Below are 12129 nucleotides of genomic sequence, written 5' to 3'. Positions count from 1 at the left end.
TCGCTGAGGTGTCTGACTACGTTCGCGGAGCGGTCTTCCTCAGACCGCGACCGGAACGATGTTGACGGTCTTGCGACCGCGCTTCATGCCGAACTCCACCGAACCCGGCTGCAGGGCGAACAACGTGTCGTCCTTGCCGATGCCGACGCCGACGCCGGGGTGGAACTTGGTGCCGCGCTGGCGGATCAGGATCTCGCCGGCCTTGACGACCTGACCGCCGAACCGCTTCACACCCAGGTACTGGGGGTTGGAGTCACGGCCGTTGCGGGAACTGGACGCACCCTTTTTGTGTGCCATGAGAAGTCAGGTCCTCACTTACCGGTGATGCCGGTGACCTCGACGCGGGTCAGCTTCTGACGGTGACCCTGTCGCTTGTGGTAGCCGGTCTTGTTCTTGAACTTGTGGATGCGGATCTTGGGGCCCTTGGTGTGCTCGACGACCTTGCCGGTCACCGAGAACTTCTCCAGAGCCGCCGCGTCAGCGGTGACGTCAGTGCCGTCGACCACGAGCAGCGTCTGGAGGGAGATTTCGGTGCCCGGCTCGCCCTCGAGCTTCTCGACCTCGACGATGTCGCCGACAGCGACCTTGTACTGCTTGCCGCCGGTCTTGACGATCGCGTACATCAGGACGGAAGTCTCCTGCTACTCGATGGTGACGGGCCATGCGCCACCCATTCTGGGTAAATCACCAGAGGGGGCACACGACAGGACCCGTCGGATGGCGGGCCGTCCTCAAGGTTACGGGAGTGGGTACCGCCGGAGCAAACCGGGGTGCCCCGATCGCGTTCGCGCAGGCTGCGTGGTTGCTCACAACCGGTCTGGCACAACGAAAAACCGGGGCCGCCCGCAGGCGACCCCGGTCTCACTCGTCTCGCGTCAGTCCTCCTGGACCGGCGGTCCCGCGGGCCGCGACACGGCGCGGCGCCTGCGGGTGGTGGTGACCACCGGTGCGGGCATCTCGACCTCGGGCTGCTTCGGCACCTCGACGACCACCGGAGCGGCCGCCGCGGGAGCCACCGGCGCACCGGCGGGACGCTTGGCCGCACGACGCCGCGGACGGGCCGCGGGAGGCCCTGCGGGGGCCACCGGGGCCTGCGCGACCGGCTCGGGCTCGGAGACCGGCGGGGGGACCGCCGCGGGCTCCTGCTCGGGCTCGGCGGCCGGCTTGGGCAGCTGCGACCCGATGCGGCCCGTCACGACGGGCTGCGCCTGGCCGGGCTCGGCCACCGGCCGGGGCAGCTGCGCGCCGATCCGCCCGGTGACCAGCGGCCTCTCGGCGACCGGCTCCTCGACGGGCACCGGCTCGACGAGCTCCTCGGCCGCCTCCTCGATCACCGCGGCGGCAGGCTCCTCCGCCGGGGTCTCGACGACGGGCTCGACGACGGGCTCGAGCTCGACGGGCGCGGGGTCCTCGGCGACCTCGTGCGGCACCGTGCCGTTGAGGTCCTGCTCCGCCGCCACGAGCGCGTCGACGGTCGTCTGCGGCTCCTTGTCCCGGCGACGACGGCGCCGACGGCGGCCGCCGTGGCCCTCGTGGTCCTGGTCCGCCGCGACGACGTCCTCGGAGGTGTCCTCCGGCTCACCCGGCTCGACGACCTCGAGGACCTCGGGCTCGACCGGCGCCTCGACGGCGGCCTCGACGACCTCGGTGGTCTCGGCGACATCGGCGGCGTGCTCGCCGCCACCCTTGTTGCGGCGCGACTTGCGGCCACCGCCCTGCGGCTGCTGCTGGGCACCGCCGTTGCCGTTGCCACCGCCGTGCGAGTGCACCGGTTCGGTGGACACGACCACGCCACGCCCGCGGCAGTGCTCACACGTCTGGCTGAACGCCTCCAGCAGACCGGTGCCGACCCGCTTGCGCGTCATCTGCACCAGGCCCAGCGAGGTGACCTCGGCCACCTGGTGGCGCGTGCGGTCGCGGCCGAGGCACTCGGTCAGGCGGCGCAGCACCAGGTCGCGGTTGGACTCCAGCACCATGTCGATGAAGTCGATGACGATGATGCCGCCGATGTCGCGCAGCCGGAGCTGGCGGACGATCTCCTCCGCCGACTCCAGGTTGTTGCGGGTGACGGTCTCCTCGAGGTTTCCGCCGGAACCGGTGAACTTGCCGGTGTTGACGTCGATGACCGTCATCGCCTCGGTGCGGTCGATGATCAGGTAGCCGCCCGAGGGCAGCCAGACCTTGCGGTCGAGCGCCTTCATCAGCTGCTCGTCGATGCGGTACTCGACGAACACGTCGTTGTTGCCGACGTGCTTCTTCAGGCGGTCCTGCAGGTCCGGCGCCACGTGGCGGACGTAGCCGTCGATGACGTCCCACGCCTCGTCGCCCTGGACGACGAGCTGGGCGAAGTCCTCGGTGAACAGGTCGCGGACGACCTTCACCAGCAGGTCCGGCTCCTCGTAGAGCAGCGTCGGCGCCTTGGTGGAGGTGCTCTCGGACTTCTCCTTGATGACCTTCCACTGCGCCTGCAGCCGGGTGACGTCGCGGCCGAGCTCCTCCTCGGAGATGCCCTCCGAGGCGGTGCGGATGATCACGCCGGCGTCCTCGGGGACGACCCTCTTGAGGATGTCCTTGAGGCGCTTGCGCTCGTTGTCCGGCAGCTTGCGGCTGATGCCCGTGGCGCCGCCGCCCGGCACGTAGACCAGGAAGCGGCCGGGCAGGCTGATCTGCGTGGTGAGGCGGGCGCCCTTGTGGCCGACCGGGTCCTTGGTGACCTGGACGAGCACGGAGTCGCCGCTCGAGAGCGCCTGCTCGATCTTGCGCGACTTGCCCTCGAGACCGGCGGCGTCCCAGTCGACCTCACCGGCGTACAGCACGGCGTTGCGGCCGCGGCCGATGTCGATGAACGCGGCCTCCATGCTCGGCAGCACGTTCTGCACGCGGCCGAGGTAGACGTTGCCCACGATCGAGCCGCTGCCCGACGCCGTGACGAAGTGCTCGACCAGCACGCCGTCCTCGAGGACGCCGATCTGGGTGCGGTCGCCGCGCTCGCGCACGACCATCGTGCGGGCCACGGCCTCGCGGCGGGCCAGGAACTCGGCCTCGGTGAGCACCGGGGCGCGGCGGCGGCCAGCCTCGCGACCGTCGCGGCGGCGCTGGCGCTTGGCCTCGAGGCGCGTCGAGCCGCGGATGCTGCGCACCTCGCTCTGCGCGGCCTCGGAGTCGGCCTTGTCGTCGCGGGCGTCCCGCACGTGCACGACCGTGTTCGGCGGGTCGTCCTCGGCGAGCACCTCCTCGTCCGCGCCGGTCTTGCGGCGGCGGCGACGGCGGCGACGGCGGGTCGAACCGTCGTCGCCCTCGTCGTCGGGGGTCTCGTCGGCGGCGTCGGTCTCCGCGGTGGCCTCGGCGTCGTCCGCCTGGCCCTCCTCGGCGTCCTCGCCACCGGACTCGGCGTCGGCGCCCTTGCCGCGGCCGCGGCCACGACGGCCGCGGCGGCGACGACGACGGCTGTCGTTCTCGTCGTCCCCGTCGACCTCAGCCTCGGCCTCGGCGGCGTCGAGCTCGTCCGCGGCGATCTCGCCGACGGACTTCTCCTCCTCGACAGGCTCCTCCGGCACGACGAAGACCGGCGCGGGCGCCTTCGGGCGCTCGACCGGCGTCGGCGGCAGGAACACCGCGCTCGGCGCGGCGAAGACCGGCGCGAGCGCCGGCGCCTCGAACGCCGGGACCGCGGGCGGCTCGTAGTCCTCGGTGACCTCACCGGTGACCACGTCGTCCCAGTCCAGCAGCGTCTCGGCGACCTTCAGCGCGACGTCGCGGCTCACGCTCGACTGCGCGCTGCGGGCGACCTCACCGAGGTCAGCCAGCGCCGTCATCACGTCTCTGCTGCTGACGTCCAGCAGCTTCGCCAGCGCGTGCACCCGCAACTTCTCGGGCAGGTCCGCGAGTTCAGGGCGCGCGGAAACCACACCCTGCCCGCCGGTGCCACCGGCGGGCTTTTCCGTGTTCGACATGCAGCTCCTCCACCCCCGGGCGCGTCCCGTGAGGACGCGGCCGCGCAGGGGCCTCTCTTGTCTCTCCACCGCTGCTCGCGGCGGGAATCCTTGCCTCGCGCGCAGTGGCGTGGCGCCTCACCGGGCGCACGCTTGCGCAGGTCCCACGACGACGCCGCTGTCAGCGTCGCTCCTCCTGTTTGCGTCGCGGGCCGGCCGACCAGTCGCTCGTCAGGACTCCCTGTCCTGCTGGAGCGGGTCCACCAGCCTGCCTTCGTCGTCGAGCCGCCCCTGCGCCATCCGGGTTGCTCTCGCAGGTACGGGCGGCACGAGGTCGGCGACGACACGAAGCGCATTCAGCACGTCGTCGGGTCGGACGGTAGGCGTTACCTGCCGCACGACCGTCATGAGTATCCCACACGGTTGTGACAATCCGGCCCCATCGTGTCCGGCGTCGCTCGAACGAGGTTCGACCAGGGCCGACACGACGGCGGGCCGCACGTCGACGATCTTCTTGCCGTCCTTGGTGAGGCGCTCGACCTCCACGGAGGTGGCCGCGAGGAACGCGCTCACCGCTTCCGCGAGCCGCTCGGGCTCGACCCCGTCGAGCTCGATGCGCCATTCGCTCGCGTCGATGCGCTCGGTCAGGTTGCCCCCGTTCGCCTGGACGATGTCGACCACGTCGATGCCCGGTGGCAGCGCCTCGTCGAGCGCGGCCTTGAGCGCCGCGGGATCGACCCGCTCGACCACCGACACCTCGACGTACTCGGCCTCGCTGGCGACGCCGGTCGGCGCGGCTCCCACCCACGACACCTTCGGGTGAGGGCTGAAGCCCTGCGAGTACGCCATGGGCACACCTGCCCGGCGCAGCGCACGTTCGAACGTGCGTGCGATGTCGCGGTGCGAAGTGAAGCGCAACCTCCCCCGCTTGGTGTAGCGGAGGCGCAGTTTCTGCACGGCTGCGGCAGACGGGTTGTGGGGCTGCTGACGGCTCAGTGGTGCTCCCGAGGGGTGTTCCGACGGGTGAGCGGTCCCATCGGCGCAGGCTGTTCGTCCACCAGGACGGTACCGTGAACCTGATTCAGAACGTTCAGCTTGTCTAGATCGTTGCGCGTGGTTACGGTCCGGCTGACTGGACGCCTCGCCAACCTGGAGGTCCCTGGTGCCTCTGCTCCACCGCGCACGAGCGGCGGCGATCATCGCGCTGCTCGCGGCCGGGTGCTTGGCGCCGTCCCTGCCCGCGACCGCGCAACCCGAGGTGGCCCCGGCGGCTCCCGAGTGCATCCAGCCCGGCCCGCTGCTGCGCTACCTCGTGGTGTTCTCGCAGCTCACAACCCCTGCGATGGCGGACGCGGAGATCGCAAGGGCCTGCGGCGCCACCACCGTCTTCTACCCCGAGATCTCGGTCGCCGTCGCGACGTCGCCGGACCCGTCGTTCCTGAAGCGGATCGGCCCGCAACGCGCCTACAGCGCCCAGGCCGAGAGCATCGCGACCAAGCGGCCGGCGAAGCGCAAGAAGGACGACACGGAGCTGCTGCGGCCCGCCGGCGCCCGATCCGGCGAACAATGGGACATGGATCTCATCAAGGTGCCGGCCGCGCACGAGATCACCACGGGCTCCAAGTCCGTCGTCGTGGGCGTGCTGGACTCCGGCGTCGACGCCCGTCACCCGGACCTCGTGGACGCGCTGGCCCCCGAGCTGTCCGCCGGCTGCCTGACCGGCAGGCCCGACACGGCACCGGCCGCGTGGACGCCGACGACCTCACCCCACGGCACGCACGTCGCCGGCACCATCGCCGCCGCGAACGACGGCCGCGGCACCACGGGCGTCGCACCGGGTGTGCGCATCGCGTCCGTGAAGGTCGTCGACGACGAAGGCTTCATCTACCCCGAGTACGCGGTGTGCGGGTTCATGTGGGCCGCCGCACAGGGCATGACCATCACGAACAACAGCTACTTCATCGACCCATACCTGTTCACGTGCCAGAGCGCGCCCGGTCAGCGCGTGATCTACGAGGCCGTGCGCCGTGCCGTCGACTACGCCACCTCGCGCAACGTGCTCAACGTCGCCGCCGCCGGCAACAACGCCGCGGACCTCTCCCGGCCCGGTCGCGACTCGTTGTCGCCGACGAACGGCGACGCGCAGACGCGTCCGGTCGACTCGACCTGCGTGGTGCTGCCGGCGCAGCTCAAGAACGTGGTCGGCGTGTCGGCCGTGGACTCGACCAAGACCAAGGCGGGGTACAGCTCCTACGGGCTGGGCGCGATCGACGTGACCGCACCGGGCGGTGACTCCCGCACGCCGACCGGCTGCGTGCTCTCGACCGTGCCTGCCGGGTACGACTACTCGTGCGGGACCTCGATGGCGGCCCCGCACGTGTCCGGCGTGGCGGCGCTGATCGCGTCGACGCACCCCGAGACCGACGCGGTGTCGCTGGGCCGCATGCTGAACGCGCAGGCGGAGACGCTGGCCTGCCCGGCGGACTACGACCTGAACGGGACGGGTGTGCAGGACGCCTTCTGCACCGGCTACTCGGAGTACAACTCGTTCTACGGCCATGGGCTCGTGGACGCGCTGGCCGCCGTCACCAAGTGACCGCCGGTTTCCGCCGGGCGTCGGTGGTGTGCTCGGCCGGTCCGTCGTGGCTGGGATCTTCACCTGGAAGGGTGAGCTGCCAGGTCTCGGGCACGGCCGAGGCCACGGGCACGGCCGGTGCAACAGCTCGTCCCACGACGCGCCCAGGGGCGGAGATCGCTGTCTGCCGTCCCACGACACGCCCGGCCACGGACACCGCCGCCGGCATCTGGTGACGCGCTCGACCGGCCCGCCCCCGCGTCACACCAGGACACAGGGGCGGCCCGGCGTCACGGCGTGAGCGCGGGGTTCTTCACCGGCGAGCCGACGCCGACCGGCGAGATCGGCAGCAGCTTGCGGCCCGTCGGACCGACCTCGATGTCCGTGCCCATGGCCGGGCAGACGCCGCAGTCGAAGCACGGGGTCCAGCGGCAGTCGTCCTGCTCGCGCTCGTCGAGCGCGTCCTGCCAGTCGGCCCAGAGCCATTCCTTGTCGAGGCCCGAGTCGAGGTGGTCCCAGGGCAGGACCTCCAGCTCCTCGCGCTCGCGGGTGGTGAACCAGGCGAGGTCGACGCCGAAGGGCTCCAGGGCCTCGGCGGCCTTGGTCGTCCAGCGCTCGTAGGAGAAGTGCTCGGTCCAGCCGTCGAACCGGCCGCCGTCGCGCCACACGGCCTCGATGACCTTGCCGACGCGGCGGTCACCGCGGCTGAGCAGGCCTTCGATCAGGCTGGGCTTGCCGTCGTGGTAGCGCATGCCGATGTTGCGGCCGAGGCTGCGGTCGGAGTTGACGGCCTCGCGGAGCTTGCGCAGCCGGTCGTCGACCGTGTCCGGGTCGCACTGCGCGGCCCACTGGAACGGCGTGTGCGGCTTGGGCACGAACCCGCCGATCGAGATGGTGCAGCGGATGTCGTTGCGGCCGCTGGCCTGACGTCCCGCGCGGATGACGTTCTTGGCCATCTCCGCGATCTGCAGGACGTCCTCGTCCTCCTCTGTGGGGAGGCCGCACATGAAGTACAGCTTGACCTGCCGCCAGCCGTTGGAGAACGCCGCCGACACCGTCCGGATGAGGTCCTCCTCGGACACCATCTTGTTGATGACGCGGCGCATCCGCTCGCTGCCGCCCTCGGGCGCGAAGGTGAGGCCGGAGCGCCTGCCGTTGCGGGACAGCTCGTTCGCGAGGTCGACGTTGAACGCGTCAACGCGCGTGCTGGGCAGGCTCAGGCCCGTGTTGGTGCCCTCGTAGCGGTCGGCGAGACCCTTGGTGATCTCGGCGATCTCGCTGTGGTCGGCGCTGGACAGCGACAGCAGGCCGACCTCTTCGAAGCCGGTCGCCTCCAGGCCCTTCTGGACCATCGCGCCGATGCCCTCGATGGACCGCTCGCGCACCGGGCGGGTGATCATGCCCGCCTGGCAGAAGCGGCAGCCGCGGGTGCAGCCGCGGAAGATCTCGACGCTCATCCGCTCGTGCACGCTCTCGGCGAGCGGCACCAGCGGCTGCTTCGGGTACGGCCACGCGTCGAGGTCCATCGTCGTGCGCTTGAACACGCGGTACGGCACTCGGTCGCGGTTCGGCACCACGCGCTGGATGCGGCCGTCCGGCAGGTACTCGACGTCGTAGAAGCGCGGGATGTAGACGCCACCGGTCTCGGCGAGCCTGGTCAGCACCTCGTCGCGGCCGCCGGGGCGGCCCTGCGCCTTCCAGTTCTTCACGATCTCGGTGATCTCGAGGACGGCCTCCTCGCCGTCGCCGAGCACCGCCGCGTCCACGAAGTCCGCGATCGGCTCCGGGTTGAACGCCGCGTGCCCGCCGGCGACCACGATCGGGTCGTCCTCGGTGCGGTCGGCCGCGTGGATCGGGATGCCCGCGAGGTCCAGCGCCGTGAGCATGTTCGTGTAGCCCAGCTCCGTCGCGAAGCTGATGCCCATCAGGTCGAACGCCTTCAACGGCCGGTGCGCGTCCACCGTGAACTGCGGAACCCCGTGCTCGCGCATGAGCGCCTCGAGGTCCGGCCACACGGCGTACGTGCGCTCCGCGAGCACGTCGGGCAGCTCGTTGAGGATTTCGTAGAGGATCATGACGCCCTGGTTGGGCAGGCCGACCTCGTACGCGTCGGGGTACATCAAAGCCCAGCGCACGGACGCCGCGTCCCAGTCCTTGACGGTCGCGTTGAGCTCCCCGCCGACGTACTGCACCGGCTTGGAGATCCGCGGCAGCAGAGGCTCCAACCTGGGGAAAACAGACTCGACACTCACGCGACCAGAGTAACCGCCCCTCTCGCGCCCAGCCGAGCCGCGTGCCGAAACCCCGGCCGGTCAGTCCAGCAGCAACTTCCCCAGCCGCCGCGCCGCCACCACCGTTCCCACCGCCGCCAGCACCGCGAAGTAGGCGACGTGGCCGAGCGCGCCCCAGCCGACCACGCCCAGCGTGAGCCCGCGCATGAGCTCGATGGCGTGGTAGAGCGGCGTCCAGCTCACCACCACCTGCAGCCAGCCCGGGTAGACCGACAGCGGGTAGAACGTCGTCGAGAACAGGAACAACGGCAGCACCGCGAGCTGCACGAGGTCGAAGTCCCGCCACGACCGCATGAACGTCGTCGCCGCCATGCCCACCGCGGCGAACGCGAACGCCACCAGCAGCGCCACCGGCAGCGCGAGCAACGCCCACGGCGAGACGATGAGCCCCATCCCGAGCATCACCGCCAGGAACCCGGCCGAGTACAGGCCGCCCCGCAGCAGCGCCCAGGAGATCTCGCCGATCGCGATGTCCATCGGGCCCATCGGCGTCGTGAGCATCGCGTCGTACAGCTTCACGTACTTGAACTTGAAGAACACGTTGAACGTCGCGTCGTACACCGCCCCGTTCATCGCGCTCGCGGCCAGCAGCGCGGGCGCCACGAACGCCGCGTAGCTGATCGGCCGCCCGTCCGGTCCGGCCACCGACGACACCATCTGCCCGAACCCGAGGCCGAGCGACCACAGGAACAGCATGGGCTCGAACGCGCCGCCGATCAGCACGAACCAGGCCCGCCGGTTCACCACCACCGACCGTTCGACGAGCATGCCGGCGCGCCCGCCGTAGAGCCCCGGCGGGATCACCCGCCACAGCAACCCGACGCTCGCGGGTTTCGCCTGGCCGGCGCGGTCGAGGGTCTGCGTCATGTCACACCGCCAGCCTTCGGTGGAAGAAGCGGACGCCGAACGCGACACCCACGACGACCAGCGCCGTCAAGTAGGCGACGTGCCCCGACGCCGGTAACAGGTCCAACGTGCCGAAAGCCGCACCGCGCGCGAGCTCGATGCCGTGCCACGACGGCGTCAGCCACACCAGCGGCAGCAACCACCCCGGTAGCTGGCTGACCGGGAAGAACGCGCCGGTGAACAACGTCATCGGCATCAGCACGAACCGGAAGATGGTGGTGAAGGCGTCCGGCTTCTCCAACGTCGCGCTGTAGGCGACCAACGGCGCGCTGAACGCCAGTCCCGCCAACGTCGCGAGGGGAATGGCCAGCAGGATGCCCGGCCCGGCCGCCGCGCCGAGCAGGGCGGCGACTCCGACGAACACCGCGGACCGCACGAACAGCTGCGACCCGATCCACATCATCTGCGAGTAGAGCACCTGCGCGGGCGTGATCGGCGTGGCCACCATCGCGACGTACGACTTCTGCCACAGGAACTGCGACATGATCGAGTACGTCGACTCGAACGTGGCCCCCTGCAACGCCGTGACCACGACCAGCGCGGGTGCGAGGTACTGCACGTACGGCACGCCGCCGATCAGCGCCGTCGACTCCACCTGCGACCCGAACCCCAGCCCGAGCGCGACGAGGAGCAGCACCGGCGTGACGAAGCCCGACACCGCCGTGGCCTGCCAGTTGCGCCGGTACCACGTCCACGACTTCTCGAAGCCGGCCCAGGAGGCCTTCAGCGTCTGCATCAGTCCACCAGCGTCCGGCCGGTGAGCCGGAGGAACACGTCCTCCAGCGAACTGCGCCGCACCAGGCTCTGCACCGGCTGCACCCCCTGCTCGTGCACCTTCGCCAGCACGTGCTCACCGTCGTGGGTGTAGAGCAGCAGCCGGTCCGGCAGCACCTCCACCCTGTCGGCGAACCGTTCGAGGTCCGGCTTCCGCGCCCCCGGCGGGAACCGCAGCTCCAGCACCTCCTTGGTGGAGTACCGGCTGATCAGCTCGCTGGGCGACCCCTCGGCCGCGATCCGCCCGCCGTCCATGACCACGAGCCGGTCGCACAGCTGCTCGGCCTCGTCCATGTAGTGCGTCGTGATGATCAGCGTGACGCCGTCCTGCTTCAGCCGGAACAGCCTGTCCCACAGCAGGTGCCGCGCCTGCGGGTCCAGCCCCGTGGTGGGCTCGTCGAGCAGCAGCAGCTCCGGGTCGTTGACCAGCGACCTGGCGATGGTCAACCGCCGCTTCATGCCGCCGGACAGCGGCTCGACCTCGTGGTCGGCCCTGTCCCCGAGCTGCGCGAACTCCAGCAGCTCGGCGGCCTTCTCCCGGCACCGCTGCCGCGACATCCCGAAGTACCTGCCGTAGATCTGCAGGTTCTGCCGGACCGTGAGCTCGGTGTCCAGGTTGTCGAGCTGCGGCACGACCCCGAGCCTCGCGCGGATCTTCGGCCCGTCCCTGCCGGGATCCATGCCGAGGACCTTCAGCTCCCCACCGGAACGCCCCGACACGCACGAGATCATCCGCATGGTCGACGACTTCCCCGCCCCGTTGGGCCCCAGGAACCCGAACGCCTCACCTCTGCGCACCTCGACGTCGATGCCGCGCACGGCCTCGAACGCCCCGAAGTGCTTGGTCAGAGCCTTGGCCTCGACGAGGTTCTCCACCCGCCCGACGTTAGCCAAGAGGTCCGACAATTCTCGACGCAATTACGATCGCCCCATGCCGGAGATCGAACTGCGGTGGCTGTCCGAGGCCGACGAGCACCAGCGCACCGAGATCCACGCGGTGGTGCACGACGTCGTGGCCGCCGGCGGCGCCGTCGGCTACCACTCCCCGCCCACTCGCGACCGGATCTCCGCCTGGCTGGACGACGTCCTCAAACAGGCCGCCAACGGCGACGCCGCCTTCACCACGGCCCTCGTGGACGGCACCATCCGAGCCATCGGCCTGTGGCGCCGAGGCTCCACCGCCGTGTTCCGGCACCGCGTCGAGATCCAGCAGATCATGGCCCACCCCTCCGCCCGAGGGCTCGGCCTGGGCCGGCTCGTGGTGGAGGGCCTGGTGGAGAACGCCCGCTCGCAGGGGTTCGAGATCGCGATGCTCGGAGTGCGCGGCAACAACCACGGCGCCATCGAGCTCTACGAGAACGTCGGTTTCCGCGAGTGCGGACGAATGCCGAACGCGATCGCGGTGGGCGAGGAACGTTGGGACGACGTCTGGATGTACCTGCCGCTCGGCTACCCCGAGGGCACCGTGCTCAACGGCTCGAACCCAGGCGGACTCGGGTCAAGCCCACGCCGCAGGACCTGATCCCCGCGAGGCCGAAGGCGAGCGCGATGGCGAAGCCGAGCCGACCGCGAAGCCGAAGGCGAGCCAGCGACGGCGAAGCCGAGCCGACCGCGAAGCCGAAGGCGAGCCAGCGACGGCGAAGCCGAGCCG

10 protein-coding genes are annotated in these 12129 nt (G+C 70.7%); 2 read left to right on the top strand and 8 right to left on the bottom strand.

The window, feature by feature from the left end:
* Positions 1–39 precede the first annotated feature (39 nt).
* The 4 genes from rpmA to BMW88_RS31040 form a co-directional block, all read right to left on the bottom strand.
* Positions 40–297, bottom strand: a complete 258-nt coding sequence (gene rpmA, locus BMW88_RS31055) for a 50S ribosomal protein L27 (RefSeq protein WP_089957596.1) — start codon at positions 295–297, stop codon at positions 40–42.
* A 14-nt stretch (positions 298–311) separates the two neighbouring features.
* Positions 312–623: a 50S ribosomal protein L21 gene (gene rplU, locus BMW88_RS31050; RefSeq protein ID WP_030468121.1), complete on the bottom strand. Its 312-nt coding sequence runs from the start codon at positions 621–623 to the stop codon at positions 312–314.
* 252 nt (positions 624–875) lie between these two features.
* A complete protein-coding gene (locus BMW88_RS31045; protein ID WP_089957592.1) occupies positions 876–3953 on the bottom strand; it encodes a translation initiation factor IF-2 N-terminal domain-containing protein in 3078 nt (1025 codons plus the stop codon).
* Positions 3954–4163: 210 nt separating this feature from the next.
* A complete protein-coding gene (locus tag BMW88_RS31040; RefSeq protein ID WP_089957589.1) occupies positions 4164–4889 on the bottom strand; it encodes a TIGR03936 family radical SAM-associated protein in 726 nt (241 codons plus the stop codon).
* 205 nt (positions 4890–5094) lie between these two features.
* Here BMW88_RS31040 and BMW88_RS31035 point away from each other — a divergent pair, with 205 nt between their 5' ends.
* Positions 5095–6528 carry a S8 family peptidase gene (locus BMW88_RS31035; protein ID WP_177221490.1) on the top strand — a complete coding sequence of 478 codons (1434 nt, stop codon included), beginning with the start codon at positions 5095–5097 and terminating at the stop codon, positions 6526–6528.
* A 269-nt stretch (positions 6529–6797) separates the two neighbouring features.
* Here the strand turns inward: BMW88_RS31035 and BMW88_RS31030 are convergent, their stop codons facing one another.
* The 4 genes from BMW88_RS31030 to BMW88_RS31015 are packed head-to-tail and all read right to left on the bottom strand — an operon-like array spanning position 6798 to position 11354.
* On the bottom strand, positions 6798–8759 hold the full coding sequence (locus BMW88_RS31030; protein ID WP_089957586.1) for a TIGR03960 family B12-binding radical SAM protein: 1962 nt from the start codon (positions 8757–8759) through the stop codon (positions 6798–6800).
* A gap of 60 nt (positions 8760–8819) precedes the next feature.
* Positions 8820–9665 (bottom strand): ABC transporter permease, encoded by an 846-nt coding sequence (locus BMW88_RS31025; RefSeq protein ID WP_089957583.1) that lies wholly within the window; start codon positions 9663–9665, stop codon positions 8820–8822.
* Position 9666: 1 nt separating this feature from the next.
* Positions 9667–10440, bottom strand: coding sequence for an ABC transporter permease (locus tag BMW88_RS31020; RefSeq protein WP_089957580.1), 774 nt, complete (start codon positions 10438–10440; stop codon positions 9667–9669).
* Positions 10440–11354, bottom strand: coding sequence for an ABC transporter ATP-binding protein (locus BMW88_RS31015; RefSeq protein ID WP_245778173.1), 915 nt, complete (start codon positions 11352–11354; stop codon positions 10440–10442). The genes BMW88_RS31020 and BMW88_RS31015 overlap by 1 nt, the downstream gene beginning before the upstream one ends.
* Here BMW88_RS31015 and BMW88_RS31010 point away from each other — a divergent pair.
* On the top strand, positions 11287–12000 hold the full coding sequence (locus tag BMW88_RS31010; protein WP_143116345.1) for a GNAT family N-acetyltransferase: 714 nt from the start codon (positions 11287–11289) through the stop codon (positions 11998–12000). The genes BMW88_RS31015 and BMW88_RS31010 overlap by 68 nt on opposite strands.
* Positions 12001–12129 lie beyond the last annotated feature (129 nt).

Source organism: Lentzea xinjiangensis (assembly GCF_900110955.1).
In the GTDB taxonomy this organism is placed as follows: domain Bacteria; phylum Actinomycetota; class Actinomycetes; order Mycobacteriales; family Pseudonocardiaceae; genus Lentzea; species Lentzea xinjiangensis.
The sequence above is the reverse complement of the archived record's forward strand: the minus strand, read 5'-3'. Positions and strand labels throughout refer to the sequence as shown.